19 protein-coding genes and 2 pseudogenes are annotated in these 23,542 nt (G+C 60.9%); 15 read left to right on the plus strand and 6 right to left on the minus strand.

All coding sequences use genetic code 11. The annotated features are described in order from the left end of the window. A partial coding sequence (locus PZ895_RS19235; RefSeq protein WP_275840610.1) for a hypothetical protein occupies nt 1–234 on the plus strand: 234 nt, incomplete at its 5' end. Nucleotides 235–489: 255 nt separating this feature from the next. On the opposite strand, the gene PZ895_RS19240 is transcribed toward PZ895_RS19235, so the two are convergent. Together PZ895_RS19240 and PZ895_RS19245 are read right to left on the minus strand one after the other, a co-directional pair. Further along, nucleotides 490–2,688 carry an EAL domain-containing protein gene (locus PZ895_RS19240; protein ID WP_275840611.1) on the minus strand — a complete coding sequence of 733 codons (2,199 nt, stop codon included), beginning with the start codon at nt 2,686–2,688 and terminating at the stop codon, nt 490–492. Nucleotides 2,689–2,984: 296 nt separating this feature from the next. Further along, entirely contained in the window at nt 2,985–3,587 is a 603-nt protein-coding gene (locus PZ895_RS19245) for a TetR/AcrR family transcriptional regulator (protein WP_275840612.1), read from the minus strand. Between the two features lie 98 nt (nt 3,588–3,685). Between PZ895_RS19245 and PZ895_RS19250 the strand changes: the two genes are divergently transcribed. The 6 genes and pseudogenes from PZ895_RS19250 to PZ895_RS19275 all read left to right on the plus strand — a co-directional run bounded on the left by PZ895_RS19250 (nt 3,686) and on the right by PZ895_RS19275 (nt 12,248). Then, complete coding sequence (locus PZ895_RS19250) at nt 3,686–4,405, plus strand: glutathione S-transferase C-terminal domain-containing protein (RefSeq protein ID WP_275840613.1); 720 nt, start codon at nt 3,686–3,688, stop codon at nt 4,403–4,405. Between the two features lie 215 nt (nt 4,406–4,620). After that, a pseudogene (locus tag PZ895_RS19255) lies at nt 4,621–6,056 on the plus strand (ATPase domain-containing protein). Then, nucleotides 6,053–7,116, plus strand: a pseudogene (locus PZ895_RS19260) (sensor histidine kinase). Before PZ895_RS19255 ends, PZ895_RS19260 begins: the two co-directional pseudogenes overlap by 4 nt. Nucleotides 7,117–7,145: 29 nt before the next feature. Beyond that, on the plus strand, nt 7,146–7,505 hold the full coding sequence (locus PZ895_RS19265; protein WP_275840614.1) for a response regulator: 360 nt from the start codon (nt 7,146–7,148) through the stop codon (nt 7,503–7,505). Between the two features lie 100 nt (nt 7,506–7,605). Further along, nucleotides 7,606–10,842 (plus strand): PAS domain S-box protein, encoded by a 3,237-nt coding sequence (locus tag PZ895_RS19270; RefSeq protein ID WP_275840615.1) that lies wholly within the window; start codon nt 7,606–7,608, stop codon nt 10,840–10,842. Between the two features lie 80 nt (nt 10,843–10,922). Then, nucleotides 10,923–12,248, plus strand: a complete 1,326-nt coding sequence (locus tag PZ895_RS19275; protein ID WP_275840616.1) for a PAS domain S-box protein — start codon at nt 10,923–10,925, stop codon at nt 12,246–12,248. 43 nt (nt 12,249–12,291) lie between these two features. On the opposite strand, the gene PZ895_RS19280 is transcribed toward PZ895_RS19275, so the two are convergent. Beyond that, entirely contained in the window at nt 12,292–13,053 is a 762-nt protein-coding gene (locus PZ895_RS19280) for a MauE/DoxX family redox-associated membrane protein (RefSeq protein ID WP_275840617.1), read from the minus strand. Then, on the minus strand, nt 13,050–15,563 hold the full coding sequence (locus PZ895_RS19285) for a heavy metal translocating P-type ATPase (protein WP_275840628.1): 2,514 nt from the start codon (nt 15,561–15,563) through the stop codon (nt 13,050–13,052). Before PZ895_RS19285 ends, PZ895_RS19280 begins: the two co-directional genes overlap by 4 nt. Before the next feature lie 179 nt (nt 15,564–15,742). On the opposite strand from PZ895_RS19285, the gene PZ895_RS19290 reads away from it, so the two are divergent. Then, nucleotides 15,743–15,940, plus strand: coding sequence for a heavy-metal-associated domain-containing protein (locus PZ895_RS19290; protein WP_275840618.1), 198 nt, complete (start codon nt 15,743–15,745; stop codon nt 15,938–15,940). 15 nt (nt 15,941–15,955) lie between these two features. Here the strand turns inward: PZ895_RS19290 and PZ895_RS19295 are convergent, their stop codons facing one another. Then, complete coding sequence (locus PZ895_RS19295; protein WP_275840619.1) at nt 15,956–16,402, minus strand: DUF305 domain-containing protein; 447 nt, start codon at nt 16,400–16,402, stop codon at nt 15,956–15,958. Between the two features lie 558 nt (nt 16,403–16,960). On the opposite strand from PZ895_RS19295, the gene PZ895_RS19300 reads away from it, so the two are divergent. The 7 genes from PZ895_RS19300 to PZ895_RS19330 all read left to right on the plus strand — a co-directional run bounded on the left by PZ895_RS19300 (nt 16,961) and on the right by PZ895_RS19330 (nt 22,969). Further along, nucleotides 16,961–17,452 (plus strand): DUF305 domain-containing protein, encoded by a 492-nt coding sequence (locus PZ895_RS19300; protein WP_275840620.1) that lies wholly within the window; start codon nt 16,961–16,963, stop codon nt 17,450–17,452. A 120-nt stretch (nt 17,453–17,572) separates the two neighbouring features. Further along, a complete protein-coding gene (gene cueR / locus PZ895_RS19305) occupies nt 17,573–17,971 on the plus strand; it encodes a Cu(I)-responsive transcriptional regulator (protein ID WP_275840621.1) in 399 nt (132 codons plus the stop codon). A gap of 159 nt (nt 17,972–18,130) precedes the next feature. After that, the gene (locus tag PZ895_RS19310) at nt 18,131–18,754 is read left to right on the plus strand and encodes a class I SAM-dependent methyltransferase (protein ID WP_275840622.1); all 624 of its coding nucleotides are present in this window, start codon (nt 18,131–18,133) and stop codon (nt 18,752–18,754) included. A gap of 81 nt (nt 18,755–18,835) precedes the next feature. Then, nucleotides 18,836–19,366, plus strand: coding sequence for a cytochrome b/b6 domain-containing protein (locus PZ895_RS19315; protein WP_275840623.1), 531 nt, complete (start codon nt 18,836–18,838; stop codon nt 19,364–19,366). A gap of 110 nt (nt 19,367–19,476) precedes the next feature. Further along, the gene (locus PZ895_RS19320; protein WP_275840624.1) at nt 19,477–21,531 is read left to right on the plus strand and encodes a heavy metal translocating P-type ATPase; all 2,055 of its coding nucleotides are present in this window, start codon (nt 19,477–19,479) and stop codon (nt 21,529–21,531) included. A 65-nt stretch (nt 21,532–21,596) separates the two neighbouring features. Beyond that, a complete protein-coding gene (locus PZ895_RS19325) occupies nt 21,597–22,466 on the plus strand; it encodes an exo-alpha-sialidase (protein ID WP_275840625.1) in 870 nt (289 codons plus the stop codon). 20 nt (nt 22,467–22,486) lie between these two features. Next, nucleotides 22,487–22,969: a cytochrome c gene (locus PZ895_RS19330; protein ID WP_275840626.1), complete on the plus strand. Its 483-nt coding sequence runs from the start codon at nt 22,487–22,489 to the stop codon at nt 22,967–22,969. 197 nt (nt 22,970–23,166) lie between these two features. Here the strand turns inward: PZ895_RS19330 and PZ895_RS19335 are convergent. Then, the coding region (locus tag PZ895_RS19335; protein WP_275840627.1) for a chromate transporter at nt 23,167–23,542 on the minus strand (376 nt) is incomplete at its 5' end.

Genomic DNA, 23,542 nt, shown 5'->3' on the forward strand with positions numbered 1-23,542 from the left:
GCCCTCGGCGCGCAGCCAGGCGGCGGTGCCCTGACTGCGCCGGTGACCAGCCTGACACACAGTGATCGACGGCTGTCCTCCAAGCCGGGTCGCGAGATCTACAAGCGCCTGATCGTCAATCCGGGTGGACCCCGGAAGCAATCGGGGATCAGCAGAGAAATCCTCCTCGGATCGCACATCGAGCAAAAGCGGTGCGCGGGGTGTTCCAATGATGCGGGTGAGTTTGTCGAGTGAAATGGCATTGGGCGCAGGCATGTGCGTTCCTCCGTCGCCGGGGTTGATGTGGAACGCGATCTTCAGCTGGCGCCTCGTGGGGAGCTCGCAGTCCCCATGCCGCCAAGTATTAAGTTCCGGGAACCCCAGTCAAGCCTTTCGACGAGACATTGGAAGGGCGACTTGACTGGATCTCTCCGAAAGCGCTGCGGCTATGAGTTTCCAGAGGCCTGGCGACCAGCCGCGGCGACGTGACAACCCGCGAGGCGCGGAGCGCTAGGCGGACAGCTGACGGGTTGTCGATCTCTTCAGGAGAGCGGTGACTTCGTCTGCGGGCACGGGACGCGAATAGAGAAATCCCTGCAGATCGTCACAACCGATTTGCGTGAGATGTCCGCTCTGCTCGGGAGTCTCGACACCTTCCGCCGTCGTCTTCAGACCCCGCGCACGGGCCATTTCGACGATCGCAAGCACTATGGCTTCGTCACCGTTCGCTTTTCCGAAGCCATGGATGAAGCTTCGGTCAATCTTGATCCGATCGACCTCAAGTTTTTGCAAGCGTCCAAGCGAGGAGAATCCGGTGCCGAAGTCGTCCAGCGCGATGCGCACTCCCAGTGCACGAAGAGCTTTGACGTTCTGGTCACACACGCCGTTGGGATCAGTGAGTGCGCTTTCAGTCAGCTCGAGCTCGAGGCGCCGGGGGTCTACGCCCGCTTCAAGCAGGCGAGCGGCAACCTTCGTTGCGAATGCAGGATTTCGAAGTTCAATGGCTGACACGTTGACCGCGACCGACAATGTCGGCCACCGCCTTGCGGCTTCGCAGCTGTCACGCAACACGAACTCGCCGATGGCTTCGATCATCCCCGTATCTTCTGCGATCGGGATAAAGACCTCGGGCGATATCCAGCCATTGGTCGGATGAAGCCAGCGCAGGAGAGCCTCCACCCCAATAATCTTCTGAGTAGCGGCACTGAACAGCGGTTGATAGTGGACGGCCAATTGGTCGCCGCCCCGCAACGCCCGTCGTAAATCGCGCTCGATGTCGCGCCGAGCCCGGAGCATCGAGTCCATCTCGGAACCGAATATGGCATAGCGGCTGCGTCCCGAGCTCTTGGCATGGTACAGCGCGATATCCGCCTTGCGACACAACTCGGTTCGGGTGTCTCCATCGTCAGGTGCGATGGCGATGCCCACCGTCACGCCAATGAAGACCTGGTGGCCATCTACGTCAAAGGGCTGGCGCACAGTATCGATGATGCGGGAGGACAACGCCTCTACATCTTCCATGGATTTCAGATCTGGAATGACGATGGTGAACTCATCGCCACCGAGGCGCGCTAGCGTGTCAGATAAACGGATCAAGCCGATCAGCCGGGTCGCGAATTCATTGATGACGGCATCACCTGCGGGATGGCCCAACGTATCGTTGACCTGCTTGAAATGATCGAGATCGAGATACAGAACCCCAACCAGTGAATCGACAGGGCGTGTGCGTAAAGCCTCATCAAGCCGTTCATGAAAGAGCGCGCGGTTTGGCAACTCCGTGAGCGGGTCGTGATGAGCCAGATGCTTCATGCGCGCTTCCCGTTCCAGGAGTTTGCGCGAGCGCAGGTTCAGCATGAACAGGAGTCCGATGATGAGCAAGAAAACCAGACCGGCTACCGCGGCGGCTACGGGAGCGACCTTGTCGACCACCGCCGCGCCCGGCCGGTAGGGGTGCCAGACAAGATGGCCGACCGTCTCACCGGAATCCGAAAGAAGTGGGAGCTTCGCAGCGGCATCAGTTGCCTCTTCCTCCCCTTCAAACCGTAAGTCGTCAAACATGTAGTCGCGCCCCAGGAGTTCGAGGAAATCTCCATCCAGGTAGCGCACTGCAATATGAACATACTCCGTCCCAGGCGTCTGCTCGATTTCGCCGGTATCTGATACAATGGGCTTGGCGCTCACGACCGCCGGGCGCCCCCCAACAGTTGTCAAGTCAGCCGCCCCCTGGCTCAATATCCGGTCGGAAATTCCGGTCTCGTCGCCTTCGCGCAGCAACTGTCTCAGTGTTCCGACGAGAGGGGCTGCCACCACCTGAACGTCGCGATAGGGTTCTTCTGTCATTCCCGTCGAGAACTGGTAGATCGGCTCATCGGCTGCGTCGAGCACGTAGGCTCCGTCATGACCGAAATAGGTGTGCATCCAGCTTCCGAGATTATAGTCAATCCACTCGGCCGCGCCGTCTTGCCGGACCGCCCTGACGGCATCGTCCCAGACCGTCACGCTCTCCTGGTTATGAGCGATGGTGTCTCTGAGGTTGCCGATGACAACGTTGGCGAGCGCCACCTGTCGGCTAACTGCAATTTCATCTGCTTCGTGACCTGCCCAGGCCAACAGCATGCCGACGAGCCCGCCCAGTGCGCCGATGCCAACCAAGGTTGGCAGTGCCACGCGCCGAAGAAAGCGGGCTGAGCGAAGGCTGGATGGCGGCATGATTGAACTCCACAGAATGCTTATACATGCGCTCGAGCATGTTAACGTCGGCTTTATCGGGGACGCTGCCCGGGCATCTACTGGGTTGGTGGCCGACCTCTGGGGTGCAGGCCTCTCAGTTGATGAGCCTCGAGCGCGGTCAAAAGGCGGGTGACAGAGCTTGGCAGACAGGCGGGCGACGGCGACCAAACTGTCCAACGGACACAGGGCCAGTCGATGCACTAGCTTCCGCTGGGTGTCGACCGAGGTCTGGCGCGTCAGGTTGGCAGCGCACGTGGTCGCCGGAGACTTCCCGGCTAAATGCGTTTTGCCGCGTCCGATCTGTGCTGGCCTGTAAGCAGGTCTATGAGCGCATCGACCATCGATTCCGTCGAATGGCGCCAGGGATCGTTCATGGCCTCCGCCATAGCAAGCATGGTCACAAGCCCGAGCGCGGCCATGTCGACCGCGACCGCCAGCTTGCGCGCGTCGCCATTGCCGAGGAAAGCTCTGTCGGCTGCGATCCTCGCTTCAAGCAGGTCATAGCTGGAGCTCGTCGTCTCGTGGATGGGATCAAGCAGCTGCTCGTCCCCCGGGCGCAACGAAACCCCCGGCTCGAACTGCAGCCAAAGATAGAGGATTCTGAACCGGCCGAGGTCAGACAGATGATACCGTACGAGGGAACGAACAAAGGCTTCGATCGCCTCGGTTGCCGACCGCGTATCGGCAATGGCGGTCGTGACTACATCTCTTTCCTCTCTCAGCAGGGGGAGGCAGAAGTCTCTCGCGAGCTCACGCTTGCTGGGATACCAGTAAATGATGGCCTGCTTGCTGACGCCAAGGGTGCTGGCCAGCGCCTGAAACGTCAGCCCAGTTGTGCCTTGCTCGGCGACCAGGCGCCTCGCTTCCGCAACAATCATCTCTTTCGTTACCCGTCGACGCCGCGGCACGTTGACTCCTTGACAGCTTACCGCTGGTAAGTATAGTAACTTACCGATGGTAAGCAAGGTGCGAGACCATGTCCCAGCTTCGCGTGTTCACGTTCTTCCCCGCCTTTGGCCTACCAACAGGGGGACCATTTGCCCTCAAGCTTCTTAAATGGCTGGATATCGGGGGCATCGACTACGAACAGGTGATCGAGAACGATTCCGGGAAGGGACCGAACAAGAAGAATCCATGGGTCGAGCTCGATGGCGAACGTATCCCCGATTCGGAAATCATCATCGACAGACTGACCCACGTTTATGGTTTCGATATCGATGCCGGTCTTGAGCCGTCTGAACTCGGGCGACTGCATGCTTTCCGGCGCATGATCGAGGAGCATCTGCATATGGTGTTCGAGTGGGAGATGTTCGTCCATCCCAATGGTCGCCCCTTTGTCGTCGAGGTCGCCAGATCGATGGCCCCGCGACCCTTGGCGGGGATGGCGGCCACTATGGTCTGCCGGCAACTGGGCAAGCAGCTTCACGCCCGCGGCATCGCCCGGCACGACGACAATGTCATAGCGCGCAAAGGCATCGCCGACGTCGTCGCCATCGAGGTGGCATTGGGAGACAAGGCGTATCTTGCCGGAGAGCGTCCTTCGCTCACCGATGTCTCGGCTTATGGCATGATGCAGCCAATGGCCCGATGGCCGATGTCCACGCCGGTCGCTGACTACATCAAGTCGCGTCCCCTATTGTGCGATTGGCTGAACCGGATTGAAAATCTCACGAGCGAGAAGTCCGAGGCCGCCTGAAGAGCTGATTTCTAGGCCGCCTTCGAGGGGCCGACCGGCTTTCCGCGCAGGGCCCTTGGTCCCGCCCAGGCGACCGATAATCCAACTTGGGAATCGTCTCCGTCCTCCTGTGTCCCGCATCCGCTGGAGCCGCACCCGTCAAGGGAAGTCAATTTCGTCGCCGGGACGTCGAAAAGATGTTAGCGAAGCAGGGGGACCTCAGCACAGGACACGAAATGGCCAAGCGCAAAACAACAAAGCCGATCTCGACCGGCATTATCGGACTGGACACAATATTGCGTGGCGGCCTGCCACCGTCCAATCTCTATATGCTGCAAGGCGCTCCCGGCGCTGGCAAGACGACGGCTGCGCTTCAGTTCCTGAAGGCCGGGATCGATGCCGGCGAGAAATGCATCTATGTCAGCCTATCGCAGACCGCGGCAGAGCTTGAATCCATCGCATCGTCGCATGGCTGGACGCTGGACGGCATCCGGGTGGAGGAGCTCTCGGCTTCCGATGCCGTCAACGGTGCTGCCGACCAGACCATCTTCCAGACCGCCGAATTGCGTCTCGACGAGACCCGGCAGGCCATCGAGCGGGCGATCGAAGAGCATAAGCCCAGCCGGCTCGTCTAGACTCGCTTCTGGAAATCCGCCTGATCACCGGTGACACGCCACGGTTTCGTCGCGAGCTGATCGCTTTCAAGTCCTTTCTGGCCCAGCGCAACGTGGTGGCCCTCCTTCTCGACACCCAGGACAGAGAGGGGAACAATGGCGAGGAAGTCGAAGGCATCGCGCACGGCGTCATCCGGTTCGACAAGTCCCTCGAAGACTATGGCGCCGTACGTCGCCGGGTAGAGGTCAGCAAGATGCGCGGCGTGCCCGTCGCAGACGGCTATCACGACATGGCGATCCGCGAAGGTGAAGGCGTGGTCGTTTTCCCGCGCATCGTGGCCGGCGCGCCAGTCGAGGAGAGCAAACCCGAACTGATCAAGTCCGGTGTAGCCACCCTCGATGAAATGTTCGGTGGCGGTCAGGAATCGGGGACCATCACGCTCGTCATCGGACAGTCCGGTACTGGCAAGTCCACCATGGCGTCGCTCTACTCCACGGCAGCCCTTGAGCGCGGGGAGAAGGTCGCGCTGTTCCTTTTCGAGGAACGTCTGGAGACATTCTTTCGCCGCTCCGAAGGTCTGGGCATGAACCTGCGGCCCTTCTACGACAAGGGGCAATTGACCATCCGGGACTTCAACCCGAATGAAATCTCCCCCGGCGAATTCGCCCAGATCGTGCAGACGATCGTCACGGAGGACCACACACGGGTCGTCGTCATCGACAGCTTCACCGGTTATCTCAACTCGCTCCCGCATCGCGACAAGGCGGTGCGCGACATTCAGTCTCTGCTCAAATACCTCGCGCGGGCGGGCGTGCTGACGATGCTGATCGTCGCGCAGCACGGACTGCTGGGCCAGAATGTCGGGATCGATGTCGATGTCAGCTTTCTGGGCGATACCGTCCTGCTCCTCCGCCTCACCGAGCATGACGGCCGCCTGCGCCGAAATATCACCGTGGTCAAGAAGCGTCACGGTCCTCATGACCTGGATGTTCATGAGCTGTTTATTGAAAGCTCGGGCATCACGGTTGTGCCCTATAATCCTTTGCCTGAAGCTTGAACGCCTTCGACCAAACAGATCAATCAACACTGAACCAGGTAGTGGTTCTCGCGCCCTATCGCCGGGATGCCGACTACCTGGGACGGTTGCTGGTCGAGCATGACATTGAAGTGCGAATTTGTTCCGCCGGTGAGGCTCTGGCCGATCATCTCGCCGTGGCGCCGGGTGTGCTGGTCGCGACCCATGAGGCACTGACCCCGTTGGCAGTGAAGGCGGTTGCCGCTCATCTTTCCGAGCAGCCGTCAGGTCCGAGTTGCCGATCGTCATCCTGCTTGACAGAGCCTCAAAGCCCGAGCTGGTGCGGGCTGAACTTGCCCGCTCCTGGCCCCGCGCTCGCTTGATCTTCTATCAACGGCCCGTCACGGCCGTGGAACTCGTCAGCGGTGTCCAGTCGGCTTTGCTGGTGCGATTAAGACAGCGCGATGTCCGTGACCACATCGGTCAGGAGATGGAGCTGCGGCGGGAGCTGAATCATCGCGTAAAGAACATCCTTGCCAGCGTCACCTCCATCTTCGAGATGACGCGGCGCGGGGCTACGTCGCTCGATGCGTTCACCGATGATTTCCGCGGACGGCTGCGCGCCCTCGAGAAAGTCCATTCGGCCGTGTTCCATGCGGCGGAAGGCGCCGTTTCGATAGGCGACATCGCGACCCTGACCTTCGAGCCATACAGGCTCGTCGGACAGGAGCGGATTTCTTTTTCCGGGCCTTTGATGAATCTCGGCCGGGAGAGCGGCACGACGCTTGCCCTCTGCCTGCACGAACTGACAACAAACGCGATCAAATATGGCGCGCTGTCGCAGCCGGAAGGGCGCGTCACGTTGCGATGGTCGGTTATTGATGGCGTCCAGCCAGAACTGGCTCTCGAATGGAAAGAGTCGGAAGGACCACTCGTCATCGAACCGGCGCGGGCCGGCTATGGAACTCGCTACGTGCGCTCTGCGTTGGCCGCTGTATTCGGGCGCCTGCCCACCATTGCTTTTGAACCTGACGGACTTCGCTGTTCGGCGCAGGGACCCTTGTCGCGGCTGTCGGCAACCGATAGCTCTCAGCCGCGTTGATGCGGGAGCAAAGCCGGGGCCCAGCATTCATGCGTATCCTTTATCTGGAAGATAATCCTCTTCTTGCATTCCATGTTGAGCAGATGATCGAGGATCTCGGCTATGTCAGTGCCGGCTCCTTAAGCAGCTTCGCCGAGCTCAAAGAAAAATTCCAATCGCTGCAATTTGATGCTGTGCTGGTGGACATCGACCTCGTTGACGGACCCACGGGACCGGATGCGGCCGCCTGGCTCCAGAAGCGCGGGATACCCGCAATTTTTGTGACGGGTCAAGCGCAAGTGGCCGCCCGGCACCACGACATATCACTTGGATTTATAGAAAAGCCCATCTCACCTTCCGATTTTGCCGAGAAGGTGGAGCTGTTCCGCAGTAGGTCGACGGGTAGCTGACTTTCATTCAATAGTATTGCTTTGATTGTCTGTGGCGAGCCCTCGACGGGGCGACGAGGCAAGACTGAACTGGACGACTGCAATGCAAGACGATGCGACAATGAACGCGCCAATCGCTCTGGAGCCCGAAAACGGTCTGGACCGCCGCCTGGCGGCAATCGTCGAATATTGCGACGACGCCATCATCAGCCTGTCGCTCAAAGGGATCGTTACGAGCTGGAACCAGGGCGCGAGCAAGCTATTCGGGTATACGGCCTCAGAGATGATCGGCCAGTCGATCGTGCGCATCATCCCGCTGGATCGGCATGCGGAAGAGGAAGAGATACTCGCGCGGATCAGCCGGGGCGAGACGGTTCGTCATTTCGAAACGCGGCGCCTGCGTAGCGATAACGTAGGGCTGGAGATCTCGCTTACCGTCTCTCCGATCAAGAACGATGACGGGATAATCATTGGAGCCTCCAAGGTTGCCAGGGACATTACGAGCCGAAAGCGTGCAGAAGAGGCCCGGCGCAAGCTGATCGAATGCTCGCGTCTGGTAGGCCGGTCGTTCTTCGATGCAATGGTGGGCGCTTTGGCCCAGGCGCTGCAGGTGAGATGGGTTCTGCTGTGCGACATCGATCCTACCAATCCGTCTCGAGCGCGAACGCTTGCCGCCTGGAGCGACGGTGAGCGCCAGGACAATTTCGAGTATGATCTCGTCGGCACGCCCTGCGCCAACGTCATCGGCGAGCAGATGTGCTTTTATCCTGCAGATGTCGCCTCTCTTTTTCCCGAAGATGCCCTGCTGACCGAAATGGGAGCAGAGAGCTATCTGGGCGTGCCTTTGCGCGGCGCTGACGGGCGCACTCTGGGGCTTCTGGCCATACTCCATGATGAGCCTCTCATCGAGGACCTCCAGCCTCAGGAAACGCTTGAGCTATTTGCCGGACGCGCTGCGGCCGAACTGGAACGTCTGGCCGCCTCATCTGCCAACGAGCGGCTTGGCCGCATCGTCGAGGACGCGGCGAGCGAAACCTTCGTGTTCGACGCACGGACGCTTAAATTCATTCTCGTCAATCGCGGCGCGCGCGAGAACCTTGGCTACAGCATGGACGAGCTCCGTGAGCTCACGCCGCTCGATATCAAGCCTGCGCTGAACGATGCGGCGTTCATAGAGATCATCGAGCCGCTTAAGACCGGCGAGAAACCGGTTCAGCATTTCGAGACCATTCACCGCCGAAAGGACCGGAGTGACTACAATGTCGCGGTCACGCTGCAACTCCTCGAGGATGAGGCGCGGCCCGTTTTCTATGCCGCTATTGAAGATACGACGGAGCGCGATGCGGCGATCCGGGAGCTACAAGAGGTTTCGCGCCGCCTCGACACCGTCCTGAATAACACGACCATGGCGGTATTCCTGATGGATGACCGGCAGGAGTGCATCTACATGAACCCCGCTGCTGAAAGGCTGACCGGATACCGGTTTGAGGAGACGATCGGCCGGCCGCTACACGACGTGATCCACCACACCCACCCCGATGGCAGCCACTTACCCATTGAGGAATGCGTCATCGACCGGGCCTATCCGGAAGACAATCAGGTTCAGGGCGAGGGCACATTCGTCCACAAGGACGGCTCGTTCTATCCGGTGGCGTATACGGCCAGTCCGATCAGGGATGATCAGGGCAAGCCAATCGGAACGGTGGTCGAAGCGCGCAACATTGAAGCCGAAATCGAGGCGCGAGACGCCATGACCAACTTCAATGCGGCGCTTCAACAACGCGTCGAGGAGACCATTGCCGAACGTGAAGCTGTGGAAGCCCAGCTTTTCCAGGCTCAGAAAATGGAAGCGATCGGCAAGCTGACCGGCGGCATCGCTCACGACTTCAACAACCTGCTTCAGGTCATCGGTGGCAACCTTCAGCTGCTCATGCGCGATGTTGCCGGCAATATCCGCGCCGAACAACGCGTCCAGAACGCGATCGCCGGGGTTTCCCGTGGCAGCAGGCTCGCTTCTCAACTTCTGGCTTTCGGCCGCAAGCAACCCCTGGCACCCAATGTCGTCAATCTGGGGCGTCTCGTTCATGGCATGGATGATCTTCTGCGCCGCGCGCTTGGCGAGGGCATCGAACTGGAGACGGTGATCTTGGCAGGCCTTTGGAACACCTTCATCGACCAGACCCAGATCGAGAACGCCATTTTGAACCTCGCCATCAACGCGCGCGATGCGATGGAAGGCTATGGCAAGCTTACCATCGAGGCTGGCAACGCCATGTTGGACGATACCTATGTGCGCCAGCATGCCGATCTCAAGCCAGGTCAGTATGTCATGTTGGCCGTGACCGATACCGGCTGCGGCATACCTCGGGACCTGGTTGAGAGAGTCTTTGAGCCATTCTTCACTACGAAAGGCCCGGGCAAGGGGACTGGCCTCGGCCTCAGCATGGTCTACGGCCTGATCAAGCAGTCCGGCGGCCACATCAAACTCTACAGCGAAGTCGGCGAGGGCACGACAATCCGGGTCTATCTGCCGCGTGCACGCCAGGCTGAGGTCATCGAGGAAAGTGTCGACCCCGGCCCGATCAAGGGCGGCACGGAAACAGTGCTCGTCGTAGAGGACGACGACGACGTGCGCACAACCGTTGTCGAGCTCCTCTCTGAACTCGGTTATCGCGTGTTGAGGGCGACTGATGCGACGGGCGCAATGGCCATCGTGGAGAGCGGGGTACCGATTGATCTCCTGTTCACCGACGTCGTCATGCCCGGGCCGCTGCAAAGCCGGGAAATGGCACGCCGGGCGCAGGCCCGCCTCCCGGGTCTCGCGGTTCTGTTCACATCTGGTTACACGGAAAACTCTATTGTCCATGAGGGTCGGCTCGATCCCGGCGTCGAATTGCTCAGCAAGCCCTATACACGTGAGGCCCTGGCGCAGCGCGTGCGACAATCCCTCGACAAGCGGGGCACTATAGCGGCAGCCCGGGAAACGAGCGACGCACCCAAATCTCACCAGATCGCGTTGTCCGTGTTGCTGGTCGAAGACGAGATTCTCGTGCGCATGGCCGGTGCGGACATGGTGACCGATCTTGGGCACACGGTTCATGAAGCCGGTTCCGCTGAGGAAGCGCTGCGCATTCTCGAGCACGCGCGCATTGACGTGATGATCACCGATGTCGGCCTGCCAGGGATTTCAGGCACGTCTCTGGTGGCGCAGGTGCAGGAAAGGTGGCCGGCAATACGCATCGTCATTGCTTCCGGCTACACCCGACCGCCCGACGCCGCGGACACGCTGGGTGATAGCGTTCGCTGGCTGTCCAAACCTTTCGACCTGACCAGCCTGGGCGAGGTCCTGGAGAACTAGCTTGCTCACAAGACCTTATGGAAAAAGCGGGAGGTTGAAGCGGTCGCCGACTCCCCCGTGCCATGAACATTCGAGGTGAAATGTCAGAGTCCGAACTTGCTTCGCTTGCAGAGAGCTCCCCCGCAATGCTTTGGCGCGGTGACGTGTCGGGGCGGTGCGTCTATTTGAATGCACGAATGCGCGCCTTCTGGGGATTGACAGAGGATGAGTGCCGGACGTTCGACTGGTCAACGAGTGTGCTCCACGATGACCGCGAAGCTGTGTTCGGGCCGTTTGCAGCCGGGATGAAGAGCCAAAGCGCCTTCGAATGCGAGGGACGCTACCGACGGGCAGACGGCGAGATCCGTATCCTGCGCACCCGGGCAACGCCATATAGCGATGAAGCGGGCGCGTTTGCCGGCATGATCGGCGTCAATGAGGACATTACCGAGTTGCGCTATGCCGAGCGTGGTCTCGAGCAGGCGCTGGCGAAACTACAGGAGAAGACCGACCATCATCGCGCCATAGCCGACCGGCTAAGCCTTGCGACCTCGATTTCCAGCCTTGCCATGTCGGAGCATGATCGAGACCTTCGCTACACTTGGGCGCACAACGTCAGTGGCGACCCAATCGGGAAAACTCCAAGCGAAGCGTTCGGCGAGATCATCGGGAAACCTCTCGAGGCTATACTCTGGCGCGGTCTGACGGAGCCTCAGTCCGAGGAATTCGGCCTGACCGTCGAGGGCAATGCGCTCTGGCTGGCAATCCAGACCGCGCCGGTCTCTCGCGCGGAAGGGGCAGCGGGCGTGGTGGCGAGCGCGCTGGACATCACCCATCGCAAACAGAACGAGCAGAAGCTTGAGGTCCTGGCGAGGGAACTCTCGCACCGCGTCAAGAACGTGTTTGCGCTCGTCCAGGCCATTGTTCACCAGAGCGCGCGCGGCAGGGGCGTTAACAACGACTTCCTGGCTACGCTCGACAAGCGTCTGACGGCACTCGCTGGCGCCCAGGATGCGTTGCTGTCGCACGATGCGGACAAAGCCACATTGCATGAACTGCTCGGATCGCAGGTCGCGCATCTTTCCGGCGTTACGCTTGAGGGTGCCCGGGACATCATCATTCCGGGGCGGTCGGCACCCTATATTGCTCTGGCCGTCCATGAACTGGGCACGAACGCGACCAAGTACGGGAGCCTTAGCGTTCCTGAGGGTCGCGTTCGTCTCTCGTGGAATAGGGGCGAAGATGGATTTGTCACCCTCGTCTGGCATGAAGAAGGTGGTCCGCATCCCCCATCCGAGCATGGGAAAGGTTTCGGCACACAACTTCTGACCCGACTGTTCGCCGGGGCAACGATGGGTGAAGCAAACCTGACTTTTACCGAGACGGGACTCCTTTGGCAGGCGCGGTTTCCCACAACTGCACACTAGCCGCCCCGCTGTAACAGGAGACGAAATGGCGCCCCGGTCGATGCTAGAGCCCGTGCCTTGCGACCATCCATATCGCCATTGCGATCATCATGAGGTTCTCGGTGAGGGAGACAAAGCCCAAGGGGACATTTGAGCCGCCGCCCACGCAGGCGCATTTGAGCTCCCGTTTGTCGACATAAACGGCCTTGAACACCGAAACCGCTCCCACAATCCCGATGAAAAGAGCCAGCGGGACCGAAAGCCACATCAGCGCACCAGCGAGCATCAGCAGGCCCGCCAGCGTCTCGGCGAAGGGATAGACATAGCCATAGGGCACCCAGCGGCTTGCAAGCAGATCGTAGTTGAGGAACATCGTGGAGAAGCCCTCGACGTCCCGCAGCTTCTGAAGCCCGAGAAGGACCATGGCCGATGCGACGAACCATTCCGCGGCGCGGATGGGATCAATCGTCCCGAGAGCTGCCCAGGAGATCGCGAGTCCCATGAGGGCCGCCACGGCGAAGATGGCGATGACCGGCCGATAGGTTGTGTCGCCCTCGCGGATCACCGTCCTGCCGAAGCGCTCACGAAGTGCGTCATAGCCGCCGATGCGCTTGCCATCGATGAACGCCTGCGGCGTGGTGTCGACACCATGCTCTGTCTTGAAGGCGTCGGTCGCGGCCCGTGTGGTCAGGTGATGATCCTCGACAGTGTAGCCTTGCGACTCCAGCAGCCATTTGGACTTTGTGCCGTAGGGGCAGACGTGGTCCGGCATTACCATTCGGTAGAGCACCGCGGATTTTGAGTTTGGTCTTGTGGGCTGGTTCATGCCGGTTCTCCTTCGACGGTTTCGCTTTTGCTCAACGGCGGGCGGAAGCGCTTCAGCCGCAACGCGTTGCCAAGCACGAAGACGCTTGACATTGCCATGGCGCCCGCCGCCAGAACGGGCGACAGCAGCAGCCCGAAAGCGGGATAGAGTACGCCGGCCGCAACGGGAATCAGCGCGGTGTTGTAGGCAAACGCCCAGAACAGGTTCTGGCGGATGTTGCGGATCGTCGCCTTTGAAAGGGCGATCGCGTCAGGGACGCCTTTGAGGTTGCCCGACATCAGCACCACGTCGGCCGCCTCGATGGCGATGTCGGTGCCCGTCCCGATGGCGATGCCGACATCGGCTTCGGCAAGCGCTGGCGCGTCGTTGATGCCGTCGCCCACGAAGGCAAGCCGGCCATGGGTCTGTTTCAGCGTCCGCACGGCCGCCACCTTCCCCTCCGGCAGGACTTCCGCCACCACCTCGTCGATCCCGAGGCGGCGCGCAATGGCTTCGGCAGTCCGTTGGTTGTCGCCGGTGATCATCGCGACCTTGAGGCCAAGGTGATGCAATGCGCGGATCGCATCTGGCGTGGTCGGCTTGATCGGGTCGGCGACGGCAATGATCGCGGCAAGCTCGCCGTCGAGGGCAGCATAAAGCGGGGTCTTGCCGTTCTCGGCCAGGCCCGCTGCGGTCGCGGCAAATACCGAGAGGTCGAGCCCGAGTGAGGCCATGAAGCGGTCGGCGCCGACCTCGACCCTGCGTCCGCCAGCCTGCGCGCGCACGCCGTAGCCGGTGATACTTTCGAAGTCCGCCAGCCCGTGGGCCGGGAGGCCTTCAGCCTGTGCGGCTTCGACGATGGCGCGCGCGATTGGATGTTCAGATTTTGCTTCAACGGCCGCGACCAGCGCCAGCACGTCGGCCCGGGTGAAACCTTCGGCCGTTTCGAAATCGGTCAAGACTGGCCGGCCCTCGGTGAGCGTGCCGGTCTTGTCGAGCGCAACGACGCGTGCATCCTTCAACGATTGAAGGGCCTCACCCTTGCGGAACAGAACCCCCATCTCCGCGCCGCGTCCGCTCCCAACCATGATCGAGGTCGGCGTCGCGAGCCCCATGGCGCACGGGCAGGCGATGATCAGGACCGCCACGGCATTGACCAGCGCGAAAGTGATCGCGGGGTCCGGGCCAAAAAGAGCCCAGGCGATAAAGGTTAGCGCGGCAACGGCCATCACGGCCGGCACGAACCACAAGGTCACCCGGTCAACCAGCGCCTGGATGGGCAGCTTGGAGCCCTGCGCTTCTTCGACCATACGGATGATCTGGGCGAGCATGGTGTCGGCTCCAACGGCGGTCGCGCGGAAGCTCAAGGCGCCGGTCTGGTTGACCGTGCCGCCGACGACGGTGGCGCCGGATCTCTTTTCCACCGGCACGGGCTCGCCCGTGATCATGCTCTCATCGACAAAAGAGGCTCCCTCGACAACCTCGCCGTCGACCGCGATGCGCTCACCAGGGCGCACATCGATAAGATCGCCTGTGACAATCCCGGAGATAGGCAGTTCCACGATCCCGCCGTCGCGATGCACGCGCGCGGATTTTGGCTGCAGTCCGACGAGGCGTTTGATCGCCTCGGAAGTCCGGCCCTTGGCGCGGGCCTCGAGGTAGCGGCCAAGCAGGATCAGGGTCACGATAACGGCGGCCGCCTCAAAATAGACGTTGACGGTACCCGCCGGGAGAAGCTGGGGCATAAAGGTCGCTACGACCGAATAGGACCAGGCTGCGAGTGTGCCGACAGCGACCAGCGAATTCATGTCGGGTGCGCCTCGCCCAAGCGCTGGCAGACCAATGCGATAGAAGCGCAGGCCCGGCCAGAACAATACCACTGTGGTCAGCGTGAACTGGAGTACCCAGCTCTCCCACATACCAATGGTGCTCATGACGAAATCATGGACGGCGGGGACCAGATGCGAGCCCATCTCGAGCACGAAGACCGGCAGGGTCAGGGCCGCGGCGATGGAGACGTCGCGGGCGAGCGCCGCCTGCTCGGCCTTTTTACGGGTCGCGTGGGCTTCGCCGTGATCGGTCCCTTCTAAAGCCCGCGCCGTGTATCCGGCCGCTGCGAGTGCCGCCTTGAGATCGGCGGCTGAGACCTCGGCGCCGGCCGATACGGTTGCCCGCTCGGAGGCGAGATTGACCGACGCCCCAGACACGCCGGGCACCGTCAGCAGCGCCTTTTCGACGCGGGCCACGCAGGATGCGCAGGTCATGCCCTCGACCGCGAGCTCGAGCTTTCGCCGAGGGACCTCGTAGCCTGCATCCTCGATCGCCTCGACAAGGATCGTGTGTGGGACCGGCTTGTGCAGAACGATCGTTGCCTGCTCGGTGGCCAGATTGACGGTTGCGGTCGAGACGCCGTCAACGCTGGCCAGCGCCTTTTCCACGTGGCTGACGCAGGACGCGCAGGTCATTCCCTGCACCGGCAACGTGAGTGTCGGCAGAGCATCGCGCACGGCGGGTTCAATATCATCGTCAATCACAGCATGGGCGTGCACGGGTCGCTCCTGTCATAAAACACATTGCCGCCTTCTTGCTCCTTCCAGTCGATGGAAGGTCAACAACCACTCCGGGGAAGCCGACGAAAAATTCTCCCCTTGACCTTCCACCAGCTGGAAACCCCATTTTGATGACAAACGGATTTTCACAGGAGAGAACAATGCAGTTCCAGATCGACAATATGAATTGCGGCGGCTGCGCCAAAAGCGTCACCAAGGCAATTCAGTCTGTTGACGGCCAGGCGAAGGTCGAGATCGACTTGGCAGGCAAGCAAGTGCTTGTGGCCTCGAGCGCCGCTGAAGCAGCGATCCTGGCCAGCCTCAATGATGCCGGCTATCCCCCTCGACGGGTGGCTTGAACCTTGCGCAGGGGCTTATCGCTCGAGTTCGGCGATGAGGCTTTTCATCTCCGCAATTTCCTGGCGCTGCGTCGCGACGATTTCGTCCGCCAAGGCGCGCACGCGCGGGTCGTCGAGGCCGGCGCGCTCACTTGTGAGTATGGCTATCGAATGATGCGGGATCATCGCCTTCATCCAGTCGAGCTGATCGACCGACGCTTGAGAGCGAACCATGTAGAGAGAGCTCGCAAAGACGATACCCGCCATGGCGAGAATGGCGACATTGACGGCCTTGTTTCGATACATGTGCAGCATGAAGAGCAGCATCACGACGGCCATCGTCGATCCCATGATCAACGCCATATAGGCACGGGTTTCGCTCCAGTAGAGGTGATCGGTGGCATAGGTGTTGAGGTACATCAGCCCGTACATGATCACGGTGGACGTGCCGATCATGGCCGCAAATCGCAGGTATTTGATCATGATCAATCCTCTCGCCGCGCGTCTGTGGTTCCAGCAAAGTTGGTTGCTCTGCTGCTTCCGCGCGGTATTTCGTCGTCCTCTAAACAGCCATCTTTTGGGGAACTGATAGAGCGAACGCAGGTTCCCAACACTCACATGCCAACGAGGATGGATTGAAGCTCGCAGGATGGACTCATGTGCTCTTTGTGGCCCTGCTCGCAATAGCGATGGGGGCGGTATGGGCTCCGCTCGGTTCAAGCGCGGGCAATCTTCCCGCCCATGTCGATCATCATCAGGCTGGCGCCCACTCCGATCACCTCATGGACACGCATGACTATCGCGGCTTAAGCGAACCTCAACCCGACTGTCGGTCATCGGGGCCCATTTGCTGTCTGATGACCATATGTCACCCCGTATTGATGGTCGATCCGATCACTGTGGCGTTCCTGGGAGTATGCAGCGAGAAAGCGCAGGCCGGTGCCTGCGCGGTATCGGCAAGTGATCCCGGAGTAGCCGTTCCACCTCCACGACGTCTCCTTGTCTGACTGAGATCCACACAGATTCAACAGGAGACTTCCGATGAAACCCGTCAAGACAATTCTCATGGCCGCTGTGGCGTCCGCCAGCCTGTCCATGCCGGCGCTTGCCCAAGAGACCGAATTCAAGCTTCCCGAGCAGTGCACGGCATCCGCATCCAGTGCGATGGATCATTCGTCAATGGGCCATGGGGGCATGCACGGCAACCAGAATGAAGCCATGCATTCTGCCATGATGGACATGATGGGGATGGGAGGCAGGGACCTCGAGGCCATGCCCGAGCATGTCCAGGAGAACATGCGCAAGATGATGATCACCATGCCCACCATGCACGAAGGCATGATGAATGAGGACGCCGATGTAGCGTTTGCCTGCGGTATGATCGCTCACCATCAGGGGGCCATCGACATGGCGCAGGTGTTGCTTGAGCATGGCGACGATCCGCAGATGCGCGCGCTTGCCGAGGAAATCATCGAGGCGCAGGTCGCCGAGATCGAGCAGATGACCAACTGGCTGGCTAAAAACGCCAACTGAAGGTGAACCTGGCCGTGCGGGGAGACCCGCACGGCCACTTCCTCGGTCAAACAGATATCTCTTGAGCTTCCAGTGGCTGGAACCCCTATATATTGGGCAAACAGTTTTGGAGTGATCGCCATGAACATCGGATCTGCCGCCCGCAGGTCGGGCCTGCCGCCCAAGACCATTCGCTATTATGAGGATATCGGTCTCCTGCGGGCCGACCGAGCGGCCAATGGCTATCGGGACTATTCCGACGAGGACGTCCACCGGCTGCGCTTCGTTCAGCGGGCGCGAAGCCTCGGCTTCTCGGTTGAGGAGTGTCGGCAGCTCCTGTCACTCTATTCTGACCGCGATCGCGCCAGTGCGGACGTCAAGGCAATCGCCACAGAGAAACTGGGCGAGATCGACCGCAAGATCGCTGAACTGACGGGTTTGCGCGAAATGCTCGGGCACTTGGTCGAGACCTGCCACGGCGACGCGCGGCCGGACTGCCCGATTATCGACGGGCTATCCGGCACAACGACGAGCCACTAGGGCTGAAGGACGACCGCCATGATGAACGACGGTATGATGTGGGGAATGGGCGTCTGGTGGCTGGCGATCGCCGTCCTGGTCTTGCTCGCCATCGCCGCTCTCGTGAAATATATCTTCTTTCGCTAGGGAGGCGCGCGCCACGCGGCGCCTGCGGCCAGTATGAACACACTCTCAGCCGACAGGGCGCACTGGGACGAGGTCTATTCAGGCAGGGCCGAAGAGGCGCATTCCTGGTTCCAGGCGGACCCCGCCATCTCGATGGAACTGATCGGCAGATATGCGCAATCGCTTGATGCACCGATCATCGATATCGGCGCCGGCGCCTCTCGCCTTGTCGATTCGCTCCTGGCGGCCGGCCATTCGGACATCACGCTGCTCGATCTCTCGGAGCAGGCCCTCGATGCGGTCCGCAATCGCATCGGCAGGAACTCGACAACGGTCAGGATGATCGCGACCGACCTCAGGCAGTGGACACCGCTGCGGAGCTATGCCGTCTGGCATGATCGTGCCGTCCTTCACTTCCTGACAGATAGCGAGGGTCAGCATGCCTATGTCGAAGCTTTGACGACGGGCACCGGGACGGGGTCGACGGTCATCATATCGGCCTTCGCGCCGGACGGTCCCGAGCGCTGCAGCGGCCTTCCGGTTCGTCGCTATTCCGCGGCCGATCTGGCGGTGCTTCTCGGTGAACCGTTCGATCTTGTTGAATGCCGCAAGGAGGAGCACCTCACGCCGGGCGGGGTCACGCAGCACTTCGTCATCACGGTATTCAAACGCCTTTGAGCAATTGCTGAAGCCGTCCGGCACGGCGTTCGGCCGGAGCCATTAAGTTGGCCTTAGCGGGTACCCCGCCATGATGCGAGGATGACTGTATCCCGTCCAACGATCGTTCCGGCTCACAATGACTACTCAGCATGGCAGAAGGCACTGCATTGGACAGTTGTCGGCCTGGTTATCGTCCAGATCTGGAGCGCAGGTGGGATCGGGCGCTCTCACGCGGATCATGTCGCCGGCCTCGAACCGTCCCGGCTCGATCTCATTTTGCATGAGATTCACACCTTTCTGGGCCTTCTGATCGGTGCTCTCGTCGTCCTGCGAATCCTGCTGCGAGTTGCGTCGAAAGCACCTGCGCAGGACAGAACGTTGCATAGCGCGGTTCGACTAGGCGCATGTGTCAATCACTGGGCCCTGTACGCGGTTCTCCTCTTGCTGCCGGTGACCGGAATTGGAGCGCGCTACATCGACTTCGAGACCATCGGACCCGTCCACGTGCTCCTGACGCGGATCCTGTTCCTTCTCGTCACAATACATATCACCGCTGCACTATGGCATCTTCTGAGACGTGACGGCGTCGCCCGGCGAATGCTCCCCAGCCGGCTGCTTCGGGGCAGGTGAGCGTTCACAACCAAGCCAGCTACGAACGACGATAAACAATTCCGCTTGACCTTCCATCTGCTGGAAGCGGCAGATTTGGACTTCTGGTCCTGTTTGTCGAAAGCGTCGCCATGGCGGAACATCATCATGAGCATTCTCATGCACCGGCGGCAACGCGTGAGCCTGATGCCCGCAGTGCCTCCCACGCCGCTCACGACCACGGCGTGATGGTGGAGGATTTCCGCCGGCGCTTCTGGGTGTCGTTGATCCTGACACCACCGATACTGATCCTTTCCCCCATGATCCAGCATTGGCTGGGCATCGAGGATGCGGTCTCTTTCCCAGGCGACGCTCTGTTGCTGTTCGTGTTGTCGACCGCCGTCTATCTCTACGGCGGCTGGCCCTTCCTGACCGGGTTCTTCAGGGAACTCGGCGATCGCCGGCCGGGCATGATGACACTCGTCGCCATGGCAATCTCCGTCGCCTATTTCTATTCGGCGGCCGTCACCTTTGGGCTTCCGGGCATGTCCTTTTACTGGGAGCTCGCGACGCTGATAGCCATCATGCTTCTTGGCCACTGGCTCGAGATGCGCTCGGTCATGGGCGCCTCGCGTGCGCTGGAGGCGCTCGTTCGGCTCCTGCCGGACAGCGCAATCAGAATCGACGCGCACGGAAATGGCGTCGAGGTGCCGATCGCTGCCCTGACGCCTGGGGACCATATTATCGTGCGCCCCGGCGGGAAGGTGCCGGTTGACGGGCGTATCATTGAAGGCTCGTCATCGTTCAACGAATCCATGCTGACCGGAGAATCCCGTCCGGTTGCCAAGAAGGCTGGCGACAGCGCCATCGGCGGCGCGATCAACGGCGCTGGCGCCGTCACGATCGAGGTCACGGCGACTGGCGGAGCGACCTATCTCTCCCAGGTTATCGACATGGTCAAACGTGCGCAGGCAAGCCGCTCGCGCACACAGGATCTCGCCAACCGGGCGGCAGGATGGCTCACCTATATCGCTCTTGGTGTCGGCTTCGGATCCTTCGCCTGGTGGACAATCGCGGGAGAGAGCTGGGAGTTCGCCATTGAGCGGATGGTGACTGTTATGGTGATCGCCTGTCCGCATGCGCTCGGTCTTGCTGTTCCACTCGTTGTTGCCGTCAGCACGTCTCTCAGCGCTGGAAACGGCTTGCTCATCCGCGACCGTGCGGCGTTCGAGCGCGCGCGAAACCTCGGCGCGGCCGTGTTCGACAAGACCGGCACCCTGACCGAGGGGCGCTTCGGGGTCAGCGACATTGTCCTTCTGGGATCGATGGGTGAAGCCGAGGCCCTCCGGCTGGCCGCATCGGCTGAAAGCCAGTCCGAACATCCAGTTGCACAGGGCATTGTTGTGGAGGCGACGACGCGGAACGTTGCTTATCCACGGCCGGAGAGCGTTCGCAACATCACCGGCGAGGGCATTGAGGCCCACGTGGAAGCCCGAGCCGTTGCCATTGTCAGCCCAGGCCATCTGGCACGCCAGGGCAAGGCAATCTCGCATGAGCGGCTGAAGGCGCTCGAGTCAGACGGCAAGACGGTCGTGGTGCTGGTCGTTGATGGCGAACCGTTGGCCCTGTTCGCGCTTTCCGACATCGTCAGGCCCGAAGCCCGGGACGCGATCGACGACCTCAAGGCGCTTGGCATCCGCCCGATCATGCTTACTGGCGATGCCGAAGGTGTCGCACGCGCTGTCTCGGCGGAACTCGGAATCGAAGAATACTACGCTGAGGTGCTGCCCGACCAGAAAGCCGCAAAGATCGCCGAGCTTCGCCGCAGCGGCAGACGGATCGCTATGATCGGGGACGGGGTCAACGATGCTCCTGCGCTGGTCGAGGCCGACCTCGGCGTTGCAATCGGTGCCGGTACGGATGTCGCTGTGGAGTCCGCCGATGTTGTGCTCGTTCGAAGCGATCCGCGCGATGTGGCAGCCATTCTCGGACTGTCGCGGGCAACCTACCGAAAGATGGTCCAGAACCTTGTCTGGGCCACAGGCTACAACGCTATCGCTATCCCGATGGCAGCTGGCATCACCTTCGGCACAGGCTTCTTGATGACGCCTGCAGTTGGCGCCGTGTTCATGTCGCTCAGCACCATCATCGTGGCCATCAACGCGCAGTTGCTGCGCTTCTACAGAAGGGAAGAAATCACAAGATGACGGGAGTTGCTTTGACCCGACGCGCACGCCGGCCGCTTACCGGCACGAAGGGAGGAGTTGAAACGATGCTGCGGAGCGCACTGAGGCGGATCACGGCGGCATTGCTGGTCGTTTGCCTCGTACCTTTGGGCTCGGCCCTTGCTGAGACCATGCCGGTCGAAGCCCTCGCACAGCACACCCATATCCATGGCCTGGCCGTCGATCGCCAAGCTCCGGACCATCTTCTCATCGCAACCCATCACGGCATCTTTCGCGCAGACCCTGAAGGTCGGGCCACTCGCATTTCGGCTGTGAAGGATTTCATGGGGTTCTCCGCTCATCCGACGGAGCCACGGACCTATTTCGGCAGTGGACATCCGGCCGAGGGTGGCAATCTCGGCTTCATCGTATCGATGGATGGCGGGGAAACCTGGACGCAGCGCTCGCCGGGCGCAAATGGCCCGGTGGACTTCCATCAGCTTGCCGTCAGTCCCGTCGATCCTGACATCGTCGCCTATGGGGCGCTCCAGCGCAGTGTGGATGGCGGTCAAAAATGGTCTGTTGTCGGACCACTTCCCAGTGACCTCATCTCCCTGGCCGCTTCGGCTGTGGATGCCGACACCCTTTATGACGGTACGAGAATGGGGCTCCACAGAAGCGAAGACGGAGGCATGACCTGGAGCCCGGTTCTCGGCGGAGCGCCAGTCAGTCTGGTCAACGTAGCCAGCGATGCCAGGATCTTCGCTTTCATACCCGGCCAGGGCCTTGCCGTCGCTCAGGAGGCCGACTTACATTTTGCCCTTCTGGCGGCGAAGTGGGGTAACGAGGTGTTGCTCCATCTGGCTATCGACCCCGAGAACGCCGACCGGATGTTCGCGGCATCGCATCTGGGCAATGTTTTTCGCTCAATCGATGGCGGCGCGACCTGGGAGCCGGTGCGCGGCTCCCCGCGTTGATGCGGCTTACTCCTTGGACCATGACCGGGCCGGCTGTTGCGGCGGTACTTCTGGCCAAGGCAGCGTTCTTCGCCGGACCGTGGGAGCGAGCTGCGCCCGAAGCAGGCCTATTTCGTCCCCACGATGCCGCGAGAGTGGCTCGCGGTCGCGAACTCTACCGGCAGCACTGCGCCGTGTGTCATGGGGCGGAGCTTGAGGGCGAAACGCCCGATTGGCGCTCACGCGACGAAGACGGTTTCCTGCCAGGCCCGCCGCATGATGAAACCGGCCATACATGGCACCATCCGGACCAGGTTCTGTTCGACATCACAAAATATGGTCTGGCAGAAGCGGCAAATCTGCCGGACTACAAGACGCGCATGCCGGCCTTCGCAGACGTGCTGGACGATGGGGAGATCATAGCGATTTTCTCGTTTATCAAGTCTCGCTGGCCTGATGATATCCGGGAGCGGCACGACGCCATGAACATGCGTCACCATGTGACTATAGGCGATGGACGCTGACCGTCACTCCGCCGCAGGCGGGGGGCAGATGAATGATGAGGGTGTTTTTTGCCGATTATAATGCACAGTGGCGTACTGTAGCGTAGGAATACAAGGCCGGGGTATCGAGTCCAAGGACCGATACCGTCGATCCCCACACCTGCCGGAAATACGCTACAGGCTCCGACTGTTCTCTCGACTTCTCGCGGCGTAGACTCTTATCGCACCCCTGCAAGCCCAAATGCCATCCCGACCAGCGCGCAGCCAACAAGGACCGTCATAGGGCCTAGTTTGAAGCGGAACACGGCGGCCAGGGCGGCAAGCACCAGCGCCGCAGCCGCCAGATTCACCGACGCCCAGACCGGTACATCGAGATCGAGGCCGAATGACGTTACGGTTTGAACCTCATCGAAAACCACGTGCAGCCCGAACCAGACGGCGAGGTTCAGAATAACGCCCACCACAGCCGCAGTGATAGCAGTCAGAGCGGCCGTAAGGACCTTGTTGTCGCGCAACCTCTCGATGAAAGGAGCGCCGAGGAATATCCACAGGAAGCAGGGTGTGAAGGTCACCCATGTGGTCAGCAGCCCGCCC

It is taken from the genome of Mesorhizobium sp. YIM 152430, from assembly GCF_029210365.1.
Classification (GTDB): Bacteria; Pseudomonadota; Alphaproteobacteria; order Rhizobiales; family Rhizobiaceae; genus Aliihoeflea.